This window comes from Pseudoduganella chitinolytica, assembly GCF_029028125.1.
In the GTDB taxonomy this organism is placed as follows: Bacteria; Pseudomonadota; Gammaproteobacteria; order Burkholderiales; family Burkholderiaceae_D; genus Rugamonas; species Rugamonas chitinolytica.
This window is the reverse complement of sequence record NZ_CP119083.1, coordinates 6,083,374-6,102,263: the sequence shown is the minus strand read 5'-3', so window position 1 is coordinate 6,102,263 and position 18,890 is coordinate 6,083,374. Positions and strand designations below refer to the sequence as shown.

Sequence of the window (18,890 nt, the reverse complement as noted above, 5' to 3'; positions counted from 1 at the left end):
CGATGAATTTCTCCGCCCTGTCGATCAGGAATCCCATCCCCGCGATCATGCTGTTCGTGCTGCTGACGCTCGCGGGCCTCTTGGCCTATAAAGCCAATCCGGTGCAGGACTTCCCCGACATCGAATTACCCATCGTGACCGTCGTGGCAACGCTGCCGGGTGCCGCACCGGCCCAGCTGGAAACGGAAGTCGCGCGCAAGATCGAGGATTCCGTCGCCACGCTGCAAGGCGTCAAGAACATCTATACGAAAGTGCTGGATGGCGACGCCACCGTCACCGTCGAGTTCATCCTCGAGAAGAACCTGTCGGACGCCGTCAACGAAGTGCGCGACGCCGTCACCCGCGTCAAGGCCGACATGCCGGCCGAGCTGCGCGACCCCATCGTCAGCAAGGTCTCCACGGCGGGGCGCGTCGTGCTGACGTTCGTCGCCACCGCCCGCGCGACGGGCGGCACCAAGATGGACGACGCCGACCTGTCCTGGTTCGTCGACAACACGGTGCAGAAACGCCTGCTGGCGGTGCCGGGCATCGGCTCCGTCAGCCGCGTGGGCGGCGTCAACCGCGAGATCCGCGTGGAGCTGGACGACGCCCGCATGGCCGCGCTGCGCGTGTCCGCGCTGGACGTCTCGCGCCAGTTGCGCCAGGTGCAGCGCGAAGCACCGGGCGGACGCGGCGACGTCAGCGGCGCCGAGCAGTCCGTGCGCACCATCGCCACGGTCAAGTCGGCGCAGGAACTGGCCGCCATGGACATCCCGCTGGGCGACGGCCGCCACGTGCGCCTCGACCAGGTGGCCACCGTCACCGACACGGTGGCGGAATCGCGCGCCATCGCCACGCAGGACGGCAAGCCGGTCGTGGCGTTCGAGGTGTTCCGCACCAAGGGCGCCAGCGAGACCGCGGTGGCGGACGGCGCCCGCGCCGCTGTCGCCAAGCTGCGCACGGAGTATCCGAACATCGAGCTGAAGGAATCGATCGACAACGCCTCGCCCGTGCACGAGAACTTCGAGGGCTCCATGGAGCTGCTGTACGAGGGCGCCATCCTGGCCGTGCTGGTGGTGTGGTGGTTCCTGCGCGACTGGCGCGCCACCCTGGTCGCCGCCGCCGCGCTGCCGCTGTCCGTGATGCCCGCGTTCCTCGGCATCTACTGGTTCGGCTATACGCTCAACACGGTGACGTTGCTGTCGCTGGCGCTGGTCGTGGGCGTGCTGGTCGACGACGCCATCGTGGAGATCGAGAACATCGAACGCCACCTGCGCATGGGCAAGTCGCCGATGCAGGCGGCACTGGAAGCGGCCGACGAAATCGGCATGGCGGTGATCGCCACGACGTTCGCGCTGGTGGCCGTGTTCCTGCCGACCGCGTTCATGGGCGGCATCCCCGGCAAGTTCTTCAAGCAGTTCGGCTGGACCGCCGTGCTGGCCGTGCTGGCCTCGCTGGTGGTGGCGCGGTTGCTGACGCCGATGATGGCGGCCTACCTGCTGAAGCCGAAAGCGCACAAGGAAGAGCAGGACGGCTGGATCATGACGCGCTACATGCGCACGATGAAATGGTGCCTGCACCATCGCGGCATCACGGCCATCGCGTCGGCCGTGTTCTTCGTCTGCTCGATCATGCTGGTGGGCCTGCTGCCGACGGGCTTCGTGCCGCCGGCCGACCGCGACCAGACCCAGGTCAACCTGGAACTGCCACCGGGCAGCACGCTGGCGCAAACCAAGGTGGTGGCCGAACAGGCCCGTGCCGCGGCGATGCAGGTGCCGGGTATCGTGGGCGTGTTCAGCTCCGTGGGCGGCGGCTCCGCCGGCGACGCGTTCGCGCCCGGCGCGGAAGCGGAAGCGCGCCGCGCCGTGCTGACGATCACCACGGTGCACCGCACCGACCGCGACGAGTCGATGCCGGAGATCGACGGCCTGCTGCGCGCCAAGCTGGCGAACATCCCGGGGGCCCGCTTCACGGTGGGCCCGCCCGACACGGGTGTCAAGATGCAGCTGGTGCTGCAGTCGGAAGACCCGATCGCGCTGATGGGCGCGGCGCAGCGTGTCGAGCGCGAGCTGCGTACCTTGCAGGGCATCGGCAACGTCACCTCGAGTGCGTCGCTGGTGCGGCCCGAGATCATCGTGCGCCCCGACTTCGCCCGTGCTGCGGACCTGGGCGTGACGGCCAGCGCCATCGGCGAGACGGTGCGCGTGGCCACGGCCGGCGACTACGATTTCGATCTCACCAAGATGAACCTGCCGGAGCGCCAGGTGCCGATCCGCGTCAAGCTGCCGGACGCGGTGCGGGCCGACCTGGACGCCATCGGCCGCCTGACGGTACCGGGCACCAACGGCCCCGTGCTGCTGGCGAACGTGGCGACGATCACGATGGAAAGCGGGCCGGCCCAGATCGACCGCCTGAACCGCAGCCGCAACGTGACGCTGGACGTGGAGCTGGGCAGCCGCTCGCTGGGCGAGCTGAACGCGGAGGCGCGCGCACTGCCATCGATGCAGAACCTGCCGCCGTCCGTGCGCATCGCGGAACTGGGCGACGCGCAGGAGATGGCGTCGCTGTTCGCCAGCTTCGGCATCGCGATGGCGATCGGCGTGCTGTGCATCTATGGCGTGCTGGTGCTGCTGTTCAAGGACTTCATGCAGCCGATCACGATCCTGGCGGCGCTGCCGCTGTCGATCGGCGGCGCCATCGTGGCGCTGCTGGTGACGGGCCGCGCACTGTCGATGCCGTCGATGATCGGCCTGATCATGCTGATGGGGATCGTGACGAAGAACTCGATCCTGCTGGTGGACTACGCCATCCTGGCGCGCCAGGCCGGCATGAGTCGCTTCGATGCGCTGGTGGACGCCTGCCACAAGCGCAGCCGGCCGATCCTGATGACGACCATCGCGATGGGCGCCGGCATGATGCCGCTGGCGCTGGGCCTGGGCGCCGACCCGAGCTTCCGCTCGCCGATGGCGATCACGGTGATCGGTGGCCTGATCACGTCGACCCTGCTGAGTCTCCTGGTGGTGCCGGCCGTGTTCACCTACATCGACGACACGGAGCACCTGCTGGGCCGCCTGGTGCGCAAGCTGCGCCGCCATCCGCCACAAGGAAACGATGGTGCGCACGACGGCACGCACGATGGCAGCCACGGCACGGCCGCCAACAACGGCAAGACGGTCGATGCGGTCGGCAATCCCGTCATCGGCGCGAAGGGCCACTGACCCCGGCGCCCCACCGCAGCGGCTCCCGGCAGCGATGCCGGGAGCCGTTTTTACTTCCGGGCTGACCTGTACCGAACCCGATTGGTGGCGGCCGTGCTGGCGGCGTTCTCGATCGTCACCGGCCTGGCCTTCCACAACGCGATCGGCGACCAGAACCAGTTCATCCACCTGCTGAAGAACTTCGCGATGGCCGGTGGCCTGCTGCAGGTGGTGGCATTCGGCGCCGGCGCGTTCAGCATCGACAACCGGCTGGCGCAAGGGGGCAAGCGAATCAGCAACGCGGTGCGCGGCGGACGCCAGGCCGCATAAGCCAGGCGACGATGTAAATCGGTGACTGTCACCCTTTTTCTAGAATCGGTGACTGTCACCCTTTTTCTGGATCCATGGTGACAGGCACCGCGGGTTCATGGCCGTGGCGGCTCCGGCAGTTCTTCCATCGCGATCTCCGCCAGGTCCAGCAGCCCCTGCAGTTCGGCCGCGCGCAGTTTGCGCGGTTCGCGGTCGATGACGCACAGCGTCCCCAGCGCGTTGCCGGCCTTGTCGCGCAGCGGTACCCCGGCATAGAAGCGGATGTGCGGGTCGCCCTGCACCAGCGGATTGTCGCGGAAGCGCTCGTCGGTTGCCGTGTCCTCGACCACGAAGGCATCGTCGTGCATGATGGCATGCGAGCAGAAGGCCCACTCGCGCGGCGTCTCCTGCGCGGCCAGCCCCACTCGCGCCTTGAACCACTGGCGCTGCGCCGTCAGCAGCGAAATCAGGGCGATGGGCGATCCGGTGACCGCGGCAGCCAGGCGCACGACGCGGTCGAAGCGCGCTTCCGGCGGACTGTCGACAAGGCCCGACGCCGCCAGCGCCACGAGCCGGGTCGCCTCGTTGCCGCCCACCGGATATCCAGGGGACGGCTGCGCCTGGAACTCCGCTGGCGAGACGGTCGACAGCACGGCCTCCACCGCCTGGCCGACCGTTGCCGGCTGGAGTGCCGCGGCCGGCTCCATCAGGCGCGCGATGCGGCTCAGCCGGGTGCGGCGATGTCCGCCCGGGGTCTTCCACGATTCGATGGCGCCACTTTCCATCCACAGTTGCACGGTACTCGTGGCAACGCCCAGCAGGCGCGCCGCCGCGCTGGTGGTCAGGATGGGATCGTCGTCGATTATCGTGCTTGCAGGGTTGCTGTCCATGGAGGCCTTTCGTATTGCCGGAAGTATAGACAAATGCCGAGCCGCAGCCAAGATTTGATTGATTTAACGACTCCACGCAACAATTCGCCGCTTTCGTCAAATTATGTTGCGCTGTCGCAATATATTGGAGATCATACCGCTCAGTTTCGTCAAATTAATTGAGGCACGACATGAAGGTATTCCGCTCCGCGAGCATCGCGACCAAGCTGTACACGGCGTTCGCGCTGGCCCTGTTGTTCACCCTGGCGCTGGCGGTCACGGCCGCAGGTGCGCATGATCGACGGCGCGCTGATCAACGCGGAAACGTTGCGCCGCGAACAGTTGGACGTGCTGTACGAGGCCCGCGAAGCGCTCGACCAGACCGGCATCGCGGCCCGCAACGCCTATATCTTTACCGATCCGGCCGCTGCGCGGCGCGAGCTCGACATCGTCGACGAGCAGAAGGCACGCTACCTGGCCGCATTGCAGAAGCTGGAACCGGTACTGCATGACAGCCCCGCCTTCGAGAAGGTCCACGCGGGCCTGACGCGCATGGCCAAGGAACTGGAACGGCCGCGCCAGTACCGCGTTGCCGACGACATGACGCACTTCGGCACTTTTCTCGTCGAGGAATGCAGCCCGCTGCGGCGCCAGATCGTGGCCGACATCGGTACCCTGCTGGCCGAGCTGCAGCAGCGCAGCGCGGCGGCCAACGCGGTCACCAATGCGCAGGCCGGCCGGGCGCAGGTGTGGATCGTCACGCTGGCCATTCTTGGCGCACTGCTGTGTGCAGCGACGGGCATCGCCATCGTCCGCGGCTTGCTGCGGCGACTGGGCGGCGAGCCCGGTTACGCCGCCAGCGTCGCACGCGGTATCGCCCGGGGCGAACTGCATCGCGCGGTGGACACGCGCCAGGCCGCTCCCAGCAGCCTGCTGCACGCCATGAGCACGATGCGCGACAGCCTGTCCGGCATCGTCAGCCGCGTGCGCAGCGGTACCGATGCGATCGCGTCCGCATCGGCCGAGATCGCCTCCGGCAACCTGGACCTCTCGCACCGCACGGAAACGCAGGCCGGTTCGCTGGCCCAGGTGTCGTCGTCGATGAAGCAGCTGATCGCCTCCGTGCGCCGCAATGCCGACTATGCGGCCGAAGCGCGCAAGGTCGCGGAAGACGCGGCGCAGGTGTCGCAGCAGGGCGGCAAGGCGGTCGAGGGTATCGTCAACACGATGAACCTGATCAACGAGTCGTCGCGCAAGATCGTCGACATCATCGGCGTCATCGACGGCATCGCCTTCCAGACCAATATCCTGGCCCTGAATGCGGCCGTGGAAGCGGCGCGCGCCGGCGAACAGGGACGCGGCTTTGCCGTCGTCGCATCGGAAGTACGCAACCTGGCGCACCGCTCGGCCGCGGCGGCCAAGGAAGTCAAGGCGCTGATCGAGGACTCCGTCAGCAAGGTGGGCGCCGGCACGGCACTGGTGGGTGAGGCCGGCCACACGATGCAGGGCGTCGTCGCCAGCATCGGCCGTGTCACCCAGCTCATGGCCGACATCTCGAACGCCAGCCGCGCGCAAAGCGACGATATCGAATACGTCGACGCGGCCATCGTGCAACTGGACGACATGACCTTGCAAAACGCCACGCTGGTCGAACAGGCCGCCGCCGCGGCCCAGGCACTGCAGACGCAGGCCGCGCAACTGGCGGGCGTGGTCAATACGTTCCAGCTGGAGGAAGGACAGGCGCGGCTGGCACTGGCGGCATGAGAGTCCGTGCGATTGCATGAAATTCAACAGTCGTGGTAGGGTGCTGCCTTTGCGCCAAGGCCACGCATGAACCGTCGCGATACCCTCCTCTCCCTCCTGCTCGCGGGCGTTTGCACTGCCGGCCAAGCCGGCACAGCCAAGATGGCCCACCCGTGGTCGGCCATCGCGCCCCTGGTCGCCGGTGCCTATTCCGGCATTTGCGGCGAACGGCCCGGCGGCGCCGACAAGCCGGGCAAGATTACTGTCGATGCCGACGGCAAGGCGCGCGCTCCCGGCATGATGTTCGACCCGCGCGACAGCCAGTTGATGGAACTCTGGCGCGGTCGGGAAGGCAAGACCGTGCAGAGCAAGGTCGTGCTGCGAGCAGAGTACGAGGCGGCATACTTCATCCTGCTGCCCGACAACGGCGCCTACAGCGCGGCGCTCAAGGAAGGTGAGCAGACGCTGGGCTGCGACGGCGTCGCGGCGCCGGCGCGCCTGAATGGGCAGCCGCTGGCGCTGTCGCTCGCCCCGCTGCTCGACGCCAGCCGCACCATCGAATGCCGCACCGGCGCCGAGGCGCCGCCACGCGACGCGCTGTTCCGGCTGGCGCGCGGCAAGGTCCAGCTGGGGGACCGTACCTTCGACCTGACCCAGCCCGGCACCGAAACACTGAGTGTCGGCAAGGGCCGCGGCATGCAATATGGCTTCGAGCTGAACGACGGCCGCGCCTTCACCGTGCTGTACGACGTGCGTGGCGGCGTCAAGGGTGCCGCGCTGTATGAACACGGCGAGCCGGTGCTGGGCTGCGGCTCGGACGAGTGACCGGAGGAACCATGAAACGATCCATTTCATCCATGTCCGCATGGACCGCCGCTTTGCTGCTCTGTGCCGGCGCATCCCAGGCCACCCATGCGACGCCGGGCCGCTGGGCCGCGCTGACGCCACTGCTGGCAGGGACGTACGGCGGCAAGTCCGGCGGCAGTTGCGCAGCACAGCCCGCAACTGAAGGCGGCGCGACCGGTGCGCTCCAAGTCAAGGCCAACGGCAAGGTACAAGCGCCAGGCATCGATATCGACGTTGCCGACAGCGCCATCGCCAATATCGAGCGTCGTACCACGGCCGCGGGCATTGCCACGTCGGTGGCGCTGGTGGCGGCGGACCAGAAGACGTCGCTGGCCGTCGGTCGGGTGAGCGGCATGGCATTGGCCCAGGCCCGCGCCGGCGAGCAATCGTTCAATTGCGAGGGCGTGCGCCTGCCGACCGCATTGGACAAGCAGGCGCTGGTCCTCACCCTTGCCGGCTCACTGGATACCGCCGGCACCATCGAGTGCAGCGCCACGCCGGACGAGAAACCGCACCCGCATCCCTTCGCGCTGGCGCGCGGCCGCGCGACGCTGGGCGAACACACGCTCGACCTGGCCGCCGCCACCGACGAACTGGTCACCCGGGGACCGGACGGCATCCTCAAATACCACGCCAACCTGCGCGACGGCCGCGCGTTCATCGCGTACTACGACGAGGGCGGCAAGGTGCGCAACGTGGTCATCCTCGATCGCGGCAAGGACGTCCTCGGCTGCGGCCCGGACGAGTGACCCTCCACAGGTAGGGTTACCGAAAAGGCACCCGCCTGCTAGCGTACGAACCTCACCGTTTTGGAGGTTCCATGAATCGTCGCACCACCCTGCTGTCCGCCCTCACGCTGTCGCTGTTGCTGGCTGCCTGCGCCAACAAGAACGAAGAGGCCAGCCAGGACAGCGCCGCCGTCGACAACGCCGAGGCGGTGGTGGAAGCGCCGGTGGAGGAGCCCAAGCCTGCGCCGACAGTCGATTACTGGAAGTTCGTCGGACCGCTCGTCGCGGGCACGTACGAGGGCGAGTGCGTACGGCTGCCGGACGCCCGCAAGATGGACGCGACCATCAAGGTCGGGGCGGGCGGGAAGGTGTCGGCATCCGGGTTGGACGTGGATTTCCAAGCCACCAGATCGGTCATGATGATGCGCTCGCACGACAACAAGGGCCAGTACAACACGATCGCCACTCTCGCCGTCGATGACGGCCAGGGCGGCATGCTGTCGCTGCAGTCCGGCAAGGACAACGGCGCCAGCTTCAGCAAGGGGGAAGTCGGCATGGCCTGCACCACGGTGGCGAGCAACGGCAACCTGAACGCCCGCCCGCTCTACCTGGCGCTGGCGCCGCTGCTGGACGGGAAGAAGCAGACGGTCGGCTGCCTCGACACCGACAACCTGCTGGTGCGGCGCAATCTCGACTTCGAGATGCGTGACGGCGTGGTCCGCATCGGCGACGCGTCGTTCGACCTGAAGGCCGCGGAGTCGGAGGGCTTCACGATCAACGACAACGGCGCCACCGTGGGGCTGGCGGTGGTGATGCCCGGGAAGCGCATGCTCAACGTGTTCTTCGATGGCGCCGGCAAGCTTACCCTGCTGCGGGCCGAAAACGACCAGCAAAGCACGCACCACTGCAGCGTGGAGAGCTGACCGGCGGGCTGACAAGCGCAGCGACGGGCGTCAGCGCGCCTGCCACCCTCCCCCATCGCCCGGTACAGGTCCACGGAAGCTGTCAGCAGGCGCGTACGCAGCTGCAGCCGCGCCACGTCGGCGGCATACAGGTTGCGTTGCGCATCCAGTTCCTCCAGGTAGGCCGCGTAGCCGTTGCGATAACGGTTGTGTGCGATACGCAGCGTCTCGGCCGCCGTGGCCCGGCGTGCATCGTTCTGTACCGCCTGCTCGCGCAGGCGTGCGATGGCGTCCAGCCCATTCTCCGTTTCCGCGAACGCCTGCCGCACCGTGTTCTCGTACGTGGCGATGGCCTGGTCGCGTTGGGCCGCGGCCGAATCCGTCTGGGCCTGCACGCGGCCACCGTCGAACAGCGGTGCCACCAGCGCGCCGCCCAGGCGCCACAGCCGCGTCGGTGCGTGCAGCAGGTCGCTGAACTCCGTCGATTGAATCCCGCCCGTGGCCGTCAGCCGGAACGACGGCAGCAGCTGGTCGCGCGTGGCCGCCAGTTGCGCGACGCTGGCGGCGATGGTCTGCTCGGCGCGCGCGATGTCGGGACGGCGCCGCAGCAGGTCCGAGGGCAATCCGGCCGGCACGGGCGGCGGCGCCAGGTCCGCCAGCGGCACGCCCCGTTCGATCGGGCCGGGCATGCCGCCGGCCAGAATCGCCAGCGCGTTCTCCTGCTCGAAGATCTGGCGCTGCAGTTGCGGCACCTGCTCGGCGGCCGCATCGTATTCCGCCTGCGCCTGCAGCCATTCGAGGCGCGAGCTGTAGCCCACCTCGAACTGGCGCCGGGCCAGATCGCGCGACCGCTCGCGCAGCTTCAGCGTGGCCTGCGCCAGCTCCAGCTGGGCATCCAGGCCGCGCAGGTTCAGGTAGCCGGTGGCGACATTGGCCGCGACCGACAGGGCCGCCGCATCGGCATTGGCCTGCTCCGCGCGCAACGTGGCGGCGGCCGCTTCGGTGGCATTCGCCAGCCGGTTCCACACGTCGATCTCGTATGCCGCCTGGAACTCGGCCTGGTAGGCATTACCCACGTGCCGCTGGCCGTTGTACAGCAAGGTGCGGGCGCGCCCGGCGCTGGTATCGAACGACAGCGTGGGCTGCCGGGCGGCGGCGGTCGCGCGCACGCGGGCGCGATAATCCTCCAGGCGCAGCCGCGCCACGCGCAGGTCGCCATTGCTGGCCAGGGCGCGCGTCACCAGCGCCGTCAGGGCCGGATCGTTGAAGGCTTGCCACCAGGCCTGGTCCACGGGCCGGCTGGCCGTGTCGGCCAGCGGCGGCGCGCGCCAGCCGGCCGGCACCTGCAAGGTCGACGCCGGCGGTGGCGCCACCTTTGCCGCGCAGCCGGCCAGCAGCGCCGCCGCGAGCAGCGCTGTCCCGGTCGGGCCCCTCATCGACGCGCTCCCGCCGCCGGCGTGGCGGTGTCGTTCAATTCCGCCGACGTGTCGATGCTGACGATGACGGACATGCCCGGCCGCAGCCGCTGCGCCAATGCCTGGCCCGGATCGATGCGGATGCGCACGGGAATGCGCTGGGCGATCTTGACGTAGTTGCCGGTCGCGTTATCGGCCGGCAGCACGGAGAACTCGGAGCCCGTCGCCGGCGAGATGCGTTCCACCTGTCCCGTCAGCGTGGCGCCATCGAGCGCATCGACCTTGAATGTCACGCTCTGGCCCACGCGCACGCCATTCATCTGGGTTTCCTTCAGGTTGGCGATGACCCACATCTGCTGCGGCACGAGGCCCATCAACTGCGCGCCGGAATTGACGAACGCGCCGCGCCGTACCGTCACCTGCCCCAGCTGGCCGTCCGACGGCGCCACGATGCGGGTGTTGTCCAGGTCCACCTGCGCCGCCTTCAGCGCCGCCGCGGCGTTCGCCACCGCCGCTTCCAGCGATGCGCGGTTGACGGTGACGGACTGCGACTGCTGCCGCGAGATCTCGACGTTGGCGAGCGCTTGCGCGACGGCCGCCTGGGCCTGCGCGCGCGCGGCACGCTGGGCATCGCGTTCGCGCTGCGACAGCGAGCCGTCCCGCACCAGTTCCTCGACCCGGCGCAAGTCGGCTTCGGCGCGCATGGCCTGCGCCCTGGCATTGGTCAGCGCCGCCTCCTGCAGCGCGATGGTGGCGGCCGCGCTGCGGCGCGACTGCTGCCAGTTCGCCAGCGCGGCCGTCTGCGCCGCCAGTTGCGCCTGCGCCTGCTGCAGGCGCTGCTCGTAGACGCGGCGGTCGATGTCCACCAGCAGGTCGCCCTTGCGCACGAACTGGAAGTCCTGCACGTGCACGTCCGTCACGTAGCCGGACAGCTGCGTGCCGATCACCGTCACCTGCCCGCGCACCAGCGCGTTTTCCGTCGAGACGATGGGGCTCGTGAACGGCGGCAGGCGCCACGCGTACAGCACGATCAGCACGCCGACCAGCGCGACCAGCGCGAAACCGGAAGCGGCCACCCATTGCTGGCGGCGGTCGGGTTGGGCCGGCGCGGCCGGCGGGGTTGCGGGCGGGGTTACGGGCACCGCGGCGGCGGGAGGGGGTGTCGTATCGTTTGCGCTCATTGCGATCCGGAGTTGTTGAGTGAAACCTTGGCCATGCCGGTGGCGGCGTTCTGCGCGGGCACCGCCGGCACGTGCGCCGTCAGGTGCTGCCACAGCCAGTGCGCGACCATCCACAGCAGCGTGCCGACGGCCACGAGGGAGATCAGGAGGAAGACATCGTTATAGGCCAGGATATTGGCCTCGCGGGTCGCCGCCGCGCCCAGCGCGGCCACGCCCTGGGCATTGCGCAGCGCCGGGTCCATCAAGGTGCCGCCCAGCGCGGCGCCGCTGCCCTGGATGCGCGCGGCGACATGCGGGTCCAGCAATGTCAGGTGTTCCACCAGCTGGCTCGAATGGTATTTTTCGCGCAGCACCTGCACGGTGCCGACGATGGCGGAGCCCAGCAGGCCGCCCAGGTTCTGCGTCATCGAGAACATCACCGAGAAGCTGATCAGGTTTTTCGGCTGGGCGATGATGGCGCCGAAGCCGGACACGAACACGGGGCCGATGAAGAACGTGCCGGTAAACGCCAGCAGGAACTGGCTGACGTACATCTGCGCTGGCCGCGTCAGGTTGGTCGCGTGCGAGTCCAGCCACGCGCCCACGGCCATCAGCGCGAGCGACAGCATCAGCGAAGCCTGGATGCGGGCCGGCGTGATCGTCAGCGCGCTGACGGCCATGCCGGCCACGCTGGCCACCAGCGTGACCAGCCACAGGTCGCGCATCTGGTCGTTCTGCAGGCCCAGTGCGTTGAGGAAGCCCACCGTGCCGGTCGCTTCCGACTGCACGATGCGGATCAGCAGCACCGACAGCGCCAGGCGCAGCATGTTGGCCGTCGTCAGCCAGCGGATATTGAGCAGCGGGTTCTTGCGGTTATGCTCGATCGCGACGGCCGCCGTGACGAGGACGATGGAACCGACCAGGCACCAGCCGATCCACGGCGCCTCGAACCACCACACCGTGCGGCCCAGCGCCAGCGCGGCGCACAGCAGCGCGACACCCGGCGCGAACAGGCCGAACGTGACGAAGTCCAGCTTCTCGAAGGCCCGGATACGGTCGCCCGGCGGGAGTTTGAGCAGCAGCACGCAGCCCAGCGACAACAGGGTCATGCCCAGCTCGAACGAATACAGCCCGCGCCACTCGGCGATCTCCAGCAGTTCGGTGGAGAACAGCCGGGCGACGGGCAGCGCCAGCTGGGAAAAGCCGATGCCCAGCACGACGCCCTTCAGGCGGTGCTGGGCCGGGAAGCCCTGCAGCGTGTAGTACAGGCCCAGTGTCGTCAGCGCGCCGGCGCAGATGCCGCTGGCCGCGCGCACGGCGATCGCCGAGGCCAGGCCGTGCACGAACAGGTGCGCCAGCGTGGTCACCGCGTACAGCACGAGGAACAGTTCCGTGAACAGGCGCAGGCCGTACTGCTGGCGGAACTTCACCAGCAGCAGGTTCATCGACACGTTGGCCATCACGTAGGCGGCCGGCAGCCACTGGATCTCGGACGCATAGACACCCAGGGAACCCTGCGCGTACGTGAGGTTGACGGTGACGAGCGCGTTTCCCAGGCCGCCCGTCAGCGCGACGATGAAGCCGACCAGCAGGTAGGCGAAACGCCGCCGCGTGGAGTGCAGCGGCGTCGAGGGCGAGCCCGGCAACATCGGCCGTTCGTGCGGCTTCCAGGTCTGGGGAGCATAGACATCCATGCGGTACCTGATCTGTTCTTATCCTGACAGAGACGAGCATAGCACCGGGCCGCCCATGCGAGCGGTCCGGTTGCCCGGGGCGGGACTCATGGCAGAGCCACGCCCGCCAATGTCGTCAGACCATCGGCGGGTCCGTCTCGCGCTGCCACACGCGGTGGCCGGCCAGCACGGTCTTGAATGCCGCCAGCGCAGCCGTGACGTCCGCCGGCTCCGCCCCGATGATGCCCGGATCGGGCGAACCGTCCGGCAGGTTGGCGGGAATGTCCGCCTTGGCCAGCAGTTGCGCGCCCGCGTCCACCACCATGATCGGCTTGCAGTGGCGGTATTGCAGGCGCACGAATTCGAGCGCGTTGGCGTCCATCGACAGCGCCTGCGCGGCCTGCTCGCCGGCCGGCACGACCATGGCGTCGTAGATGACGGCCGGTCCGGCCTCCAGCGTGATCTCCACGTCCAGCGTGCCGCCATGGCATCCGGTCACCTTGCCCAGCTTGCTGCCAACGATGCGCGGCACGGCGCCATCGGCCAGCAGCGAGGCGTAGATCGTGCGCGCACCTTCGACATCGCTGCCGTTGGCGACGAGGATCGCCACTCGGCGCGCGTGGATGCCGGTCTGGCCCGGCCGTGCCAGCAGCGACAGCGCGGGCGACGGCGGATACTCGGGCAGCGGGCGCGTGGTCGCCAGCGGCTGTGGCGGCGGCACGTCCATGCCCAGGCCGTCCGCCACGGCCGCGGCCAGCGTCGCATCGACATTGACCAGCATCGACAGCATGCGCTCGCGGATCGCCGGCACCTGCACCCGCGTCAGCTCGAAGCGGAAGCCGCCGACGATGTGGTTCTTCTCGACCGGCGTCTGGCTCTGCCAGAACAGCCGGGCCTGCGAATAGTGGTCGGCGAACAGCTCCGGCTTGCCGCGCACCTTGTCTTCCGCGATCGGCTGCGGGAAGCTGGTGAAGCCCGCCATGCGGCCGGCCTGGAACGGGCAACCGCCGCCCAGCGAGTTGGGCTCGTAGGCCACGCGGCCCCGGTTGATCGTCTGGCGGTGCATGCCGTCGCGCTGGTTGTTGTGGACCTGGGCGATGGGCGCGTTGATGGGGATCTCGTGGAAGTTCGGCCCGCCCAGGCGGCTGATCTGCGTGTCCAGGTAGGAGTGGATGCGGCCTTGCAGCAGCGGGTCGTTGGTGAAGTCGATCCCGGGCACGATGTGCGCCGTGCAGAACGCTACCTGCTCCGTCTCGGCAAAGAAGTTGTCGGGATTGCGGTTCAGGACCATCTTGCCGATGGGCTGCAGCGGCACCAGCTCTTCCGGCACGATCTTGGTGGCGTCCAGCACGTCGAACGGGAAGCTTTCCGCCTGGGCTTCCGTGAAGACCTGGATGGCCAGCTCGTATTCGGGGAATTCGCCCGCCTCGATCGCTTCCCACAGGTCGCGCCGGTGGAAATCGGGATCGGCGCCGCTGATCTTGACCGCTTCATCCCACACCAGCGAATGGGTGCCCTGCAGCGGCGTCCAGTGGAACTTGACGAAGACGGAGTCGCCGGCCGCGTTCACCAGGCGGAACGTGTGCACGCCGAAGCCCTGCATCGTGCGGTAGCTGCGCGGAATGGCGCGGTCCGACATGGCCCACATCAGCATGTGCATCGATTCCGGCATCAGGGAAGTAAAGTCCCAGAAGGTGTCGTGCGCGCTGGCCGCCTGCGGCATGCCGTTGTGCGGCTCCGGCTTGACCGCGTGGACGAGGTCCGGGAACTTCATCGCATCCTGGATGAAGAACACGGGGATGTTGTTGCCGACCAGGTCCCAGTTGCCCTCTTCCGTATAAAACTTGACGGCGAAGCCGCGCACGTCGCGCGCCGTGTCGGTCGAGCCGCGCTCGCCGGCCACGGTCGAGAAGCGCACGAACACGGGGGTCTTCTTGCCGGGGGCGGACAGCAGGCTGGCACGCGTCAGCGCGGACAGGTCCTGGTAGCTTTCGAAATAGCCGTGCGCCGCCGAGCCGCGCGCGTGCACGACCCGTTCGGGGATGCGCTCATGGTCGAAGTGCGTGATCTTCTCGCGCAGGATGAAGTCTTCCATCAGGGTGGGGCCGCGCAGGCCCGCCTTCAGGGAGTTCTGGTTGTCCGCGACGGGCACGCCCTGGTTCGTCGTCAATGCCTGTTCGGAAGAGTCGGCACGCACGCGGTCCAGCGGGCCGTTGGTGTTGTTGACGCCGATTGGCGGTTGCCCCGAGCCCGTCTTGGGCGACGCGATGTTCTCCACGGCCGTGCTGGCGGTGACGATGTCGCTGTCCGGCTTGGCCGTCTGGCCCGGCTGCGGGTCGCGCGCGGCGTCGCCGTACTCACCCGGCTTGTTGACGTTGTAGTCGACCTTGTCGGACAGCGCCATGCCGCCGGCCTGCTTCTCCAGCAGCACGTCGCCCTGCGGATTGTTGTTGCCCAGTGAACCCGGCGGCGCCGCGTTGGACGGGCCGGAAACGGTGCTGAGGATCGAGCCGGCGCCATCGACGCCGGTATTGTTCTTGTTGTTGGCCATGAGTTTTCCTGGTGGGTGAAGAAGGCGGTGCGCCGGCTTGCGCCGGACGCGGACACGCCGACGCCCGGCCACGTTCACGAAGAACGGTGGCCGGGCAGCGCGTGCCCGTCAGCGGGGCACGGGTAGCGGGTGCGGATCAGTGACGGCGCGAACCCAGCAGCTTGGAGACGGCGTAGCCGGCAGCCATCGCCACCAGCACGGACACGCCCGGGCTGTTGCGCACGTAGCTGCGGCCCGTCTCGGCCAGGCGCTGGTAGGCGACGTTCAGGTCGGCCGCTTTCTGGCCCAGCGTGTCGGACAGGTTGTTGACGTTGTCGGACACCTTGTCGACGGTGTCGTGCGCCTTGCCCACCAGGCGGTCGGCGGTGGCAGGCACCTTCTCGGCCAGCTTGTCGACGGTGCCGTGCACGGTCGAGGCGGCTTTCTCGACGGCCGGCTGGGCCTTGTCCGCCAGCTTGTCGACGGTGCTGTGCACGGACGACGCGGCCTTGTCGGCCGTCGGCTGGGCCTTGTCGGCCAGCTTGTCGATCGCGTTGTGGGCGTCGTTGCGGGTGGTGTTGCCGATCGGCGTCACAGAGCCGGTTGCGGTGGTGTTCTTATCCTGGTTGTCCATGATCGGTATCCTTGTGTTGGTGTTGGTGAGGTTGCGGATACAACAATAGGCCGGTTGACAATGTGTCACCGTGCGGGAACTAACAAAGTAGCCAGCATCGGTGCAATGTGGGCCACGGCACGGACGGGCGGCCAGGGCTGCGCGATGCTGCCATTTGAACGAGGAGAGTCCCATGCTGCCCATTCAGCCCATCGGCGAACGCGCCACCACTGTCGCCCCTGTCCACGCCCCTGCCGTCGCGCCGGCAAACACGGCGCCGCCGCCCGGTATCGCCGTCGAAGTCTCGCCGCTGGGCCAGTTGCTGGGCACGCTCGCGCTGGCGCAGAAGCGGCTGGGCGAGCTGGCCGGCGCGGCGGTCGCCGACCCAGGCGTCGACAGCGCGCGCCTGGGCATTGCCACCGGCGAGCTGGTGGAAGCCTTCAACCTGGCCCGCAGCTTGCCGCTGCCGGGCCAGGGCAGCGCGCGCGAGCCCCTTACGCAGGCCTATGCGGCCCGCCGCGACGTACTGGCGCAGGCCGGCATCGCGCTGGACGACGACCGGCTCGAAGTCGACAGCGGCCGGCTGCTGGCCGCCTTTGGCGCGGACCGCCAACGCACGCTGGCGGCGCTGGCCGAAGCGGCCGCCGGGTTTGCCGAAGCGGTGCCGGCGGCCCGGCCGGACCCCACGCCCGCGGCCCGGCCAGCCGAGCCAACGCCCATGGCCGGCGCACGGCCGGCAGCGCCGGCGATCCAGGCCGGGGAGCCCGACCGTGAGGATCGGACCGACAGCGCTGCAGATTCAGCTGCTGATTCAGCTGCCGATTCAGCGGCAATCTTGGCCGCGCGCCGCGCCGAGGAAGCGGCCCGGAGTGCCGCAGAGGCCGCGCAAGCCGCAGCACTGGCGCGGCAGCAGGCTGCGCGGCTGGCAGCGCAGCACGAGCTGGAACGACAGGAGGCTACGCCGGTACCCCAGCCAAGTGCCGACGTGGCACGGGCGGACGCCCGCCGCCTGGCCGACCTGCAGACCAGCGGGACCCTCGAATCGGCCAGCCAGGCCGCATTGACCCAGGAGGCCCGCCAGGCGGCCTATCGCCTCGAAGTCGCACGCGAAGTCGCCAATGCCGAGATAGCGGTGCAGGACGATATCGCCGCCCAGGACCAGCGGCTGATGGAGGCGCGCGCGGCGGCGCTGCGCCAGATGGACAGCACGCACGAGCAGGACCTGGCCGCGCAGGCACTCGCCGACCGGCTGGCGCATCAGCGCGCCGACACCGCGATGGCGCTCTCGGAGGCGGACCGGCTCGCACAGGCGCGCCTCGATGCCGCGCGCCGCGATGCCGCCCGTATCGACGCGACCGTGACGCCGCACGCCGCGCCAGCGCCGTCCCTGGACAATGCCGAGCCCAAAGCGGACCTCGCCACGCTGGACGAAGCGCTGCGGGCAGCAGGCGACGCCCGCAGCGCCAGGGACACGCCGCCGCCAGCGCCGGCAGCGGCCCCGAACGCCGCCGATCCGGCCGTGGCGGCCGCGATCGCCGCGCAGCGCCTGGCGGGCGGCGTTGCCGGGGGCACGGGCGGCCCGAACCCGGCGCCGCCACCGCGCACGGAGCTGGTGCCGCCGGTGCGGCCCGTCAACCGCGTCACGTCGGCCACGCCGCTCCAGGGCGGCAGTGCCGGGCCGCGCGGCACGCGCTGACGCCGCAATTGGGGCTTGCCGTCGTGGTGGGATCGTGGATAATCCCGCTGAGTACAATAACGACGGAGATCCAATGAAACACAAGCAGACGGCAGGCGCGCTGGCGCTGGTGGGCGCAATGGCCGCAATGGCCGCAACGGGCGCGGCGGCGCAGGACACGGTCGTCAAGATCGGCCACAGCGGCCCCCTGTCCGGCGCCCAGGCCTTTTCGGGCAAGGACAACGAGAACGGCGCGCGCCTGGCAATCGAGGAACTGAACGCCAAGGGCGTCACCGTCGGCGGCAAGAAGGTGAAGTTCGAGCTGGTCTCCGAGGACGACCAGGGCGATCCGAAGGCCGGCGTCTCCGTGGCGCAGAAGATGGCGGACGGTGGCGTCAAGTATGTCGTCGGCCCCTACAACTCCGGTGTCGCCATTCCCGCCGCGCGCGTCTACAGCAATGCCGGCATCGCCATCGCCAGCGTCGCCTCCAATCCGAAGCTGACGCAGCAGGGCTACAAGAACCTGTTCCGCGTGAACGCCAGCGACAGCCAGCTGGGTTCCAAGATGGCGCTGTACGCGGCCAAGGAACTGAAGCTGAAGAACGTGGCCGTGATCGACGACCGCACCGCCTTCGGCCAGGGCCTGGCCGAGGAATTCAAGAAGCAGGCACGCGCCTCCGGCATGACGGTGGCGGGCCATGAGTACACGACGGATAAATCGGTCGACTTCACGCCGATCCTGACCCGCCTGAAGTCGAAAAAGGTGGAAGCCATCTTCTTCGGCGGCTATGCGCCGCAGGGCGGGCCGATGGCGCGCCAGATCCGCCAGCTGGGCCTGAACGCGAAGCTGCTGGGCGGCGACACGATCTGCACGGCCGAAATGGGCAAGCTGGGTGGCGATGCCGTCGGCCCCAACGTGCTGTGCTCGCAGGGCGGCGCTCTGCTGGACAAGGCCGCCAGCGGCCCGGCCTTCAAGGCCAAGTTCAAGAAGCGCTTCAATGCCGAACCGGATGTCTATGCGGCCTCGTACTACGACGCCGTCAACATGTTCGCGCAAGCCATGCAGCAGGCCAACGCCGTCGATCCCGCCAAGGTGGGCGCCACGATCGCGGCCGGCAGCTACCAGGGCGTGGCAGGCACCTATGCGTTCGACGCCAAAGGCGACATGAAGTCGTCGCCCGTGACGATCTTCACGTTCAAGGGCGGCCAACCGGCACCCATCACCAGCTACTGACAACACCGGGGACAGCC

Annotated in this window: 12 protein-coding genes and 1 pseudogene; 7 read left to right on the top strand and 6 right to left on the bottom strand. The window is 68.8% G+C overall.

Annotated features, from left to right (window positions below):
* Positions 1 to 2 precede the first annotated feature (2 nt).
* Both PX653_RS27025 and PX653_RS27020 read left to right on the top strand, forming a co-directional pair.
* Positions 3 to 3,197 (top strand): efflux RND transporter permease subunit, encoded by a 3,195-nt coding sequence (locus PX653_RS27025; RefSeq protein ID WP_277415715.1) that lies wholly within the window; start codon positions 3 to 5, stop codon positions 3,195 to 3,197.
* A 69-nt stretch (positions 3,198 to 3,266) separates the two neighbouring features.
* Positions 3,267 to 3,506 (top strand): annotated as a pseudogene (locus tag PX653_RS27020) (DoxX family protein); the annotation flags it as partial.
* 95 nt (positions 3,507 to 3,601) lie between these two features.
* Here PX653_RS27020 and PX653_RS27015 read toward each other — a convergent pair.
* Positions 3,602 to 4,375, bottom strand: a complete 774-nt coding sequence (locus PX653_RS27015) for a GAF domain-containing protein (RefSeq protein ID WP_277415714.1) — start codon at positions 4,373 to 4,375, stop codon at positions 3,602 to 3,604.
* A gap of 273 nt (positions 4,376 to 4,648) precedes the next feature.
* Here PX653_RS27015 and PX653_RS27010 point away from each other — a divergent pair, with 273 nt between their 5' ends.
* The 3 genes from PX653_RS27010 to PX653_RS27000 all read left to right on the top strand — a co-directional run bounded on the left by PX653_RS27010 (position 4,649) and on the right by PX653_RS27000 (position 7,692).
* The gene (locus tag PX653_RS27010) at positions 4,649 to 6,118 is read left to right on the top strand and encodes a methyl-accepting chemotaxis protein (protein ID WP_277415713.1); all 1,470 of its coding nucleotides are present in this window, start codon (positions 4,649 to 4,651) and stop codon (positions 6,116 to 6,118) included.
* A gap of 66 nt (positions 6,119 to 6,184) precedes the next feature.
* Positions 6,185 to 6,922 (top strand): hypothetical protein, encoded by a 738-nt coding sequence (locus PX653_RS27005; RefSeq protein ID WP_277415712.1) that lies wholly within the window; start codon positions 6,185 to 6,187, stop codon positions 6,920 to 6,922.
* Positions 6,923 to 6,933: 11 nt separating this feature from the next.
* Positions 6,934 to 7,692, top strand: a complete 759-nt coding sequence (locus PX653_RS27000) for a hypothetical protein (RefSeq protein ID WP_277415711.1) — start codon at positions 6,934 to 6,936, stop codon at positions 7,690 to 7,692.
* Between the two features lie 583 nt (positions 7,693 to 8,275).
* On the opposite strand, the gene PX653_RS26995 is transcribed toward PX653_RS27000, so the two are convergent.
* The 5 genes from PX653_RS26995 to PX653_RS26975 all read right to left on the bottom strand — a co-directional run bounded on the left by PX653_RS26995 (position 8,276) and on the right by PX653_RS26975 (position 15,985).
* Entirely contained in the window at positions 8,276 to 10,009 is a 1,734-nt protein-coding gene (locus PX653_RS26995; RefSeq protein ID WP_277415710.1) for an efflux transporter outer membrane subunit, read from the bottom strand.
* Positions 10,006 to 11,169: an HlyD family secretion protein gene (locus tag PX653_RS26990; protein WP_277415709.1), complete on the bottom strand. Its 1,164-nt coding sequence runs from the start codon at positions 11,167 to 11,169 to the stop codon at positions 10,006 to 10,008. The genes PX653_RS26995 and PX653_RS26990 overlap by 4 nt, the downstream gene beginning before the upstream one ends.
* On the bottom strand, positions 11,166 to 12,842 hold the full coding sequence (locus tag PX653_RS26985; RefSeq protein WP_277415708.1) for an MFS transporter: 1,677 nt from the start codon (positions 12,840 to 12,842) through the stop codon (positions 11,166 to 11,168). The genes PX653_RS26990 and PX653_RS26985 overlap by 4 nt, the downstream gene beginning before the upstream one ends.
* 115 nt (positions 12,843 to 12,957) lie before the next feature.
* Entirely contained in the window at positions 12,958 to 15,372 is a 2,415-nt protein-coding gene (locus PX653_RS26980; protein ID WP_277415707.1) for a catalase, read from the bottom strand.
* A 136-nt stretch (positions 15,373 to 15,508) separates the two neighbouring features.
* Positions 15,509 to 15,985 carry a hypothetical protein gene (locus PX653_RS26975; RefSeq protein ID WP_277415706.1) on the bottom strand — a complete coding sequence of 159 codons (477 nt, stop codon included), beginning with the start codon at positions 15,983 to 15,985 and terminating at the stop codon, positions 15,509 to 15,511.
* 172 nt (positions 15,986 to 16,157) lie between these two features.
* Here PX653_RS26975 and PX653_RS26970 point away from each other — a divergent pair, with 172 nt between their 5' ends.
* Both PX653_RS26970 and PX653_RS26965 read left to right on the top strand, forming a co-directional pair.
* Positions 16,158 to 17,660 carry a hypothetical protein gene (locus PX653_RS26970; protein ID WP_277415705.1) on the top strand — a complete coding sequence of 501 codons (1,503 nt, stop codon included), beginning with the start codon at positions 16,158 to 16,160 and terminating at the stop codon, positions 17,658 to 17,660.
* A 73-nt stretch (positions 17,661 to 17,733) separates the two neighbouring features.
* On the top strand, positions 17,734 to 18,873 hold the full coding sequence (locus PX653_RS26965) for a branched-chain amino acid ABC transporter substrate-binding protein (protein ID WP_277415704.1): 1,140 nt from the start codon (positions 17,734 to 17,736) through the stop codon (positions 18,871 to 18,873).
* The last annotated feature ends 17 nt before the right edge of the window (positions 18,874 to 18,890 follow it).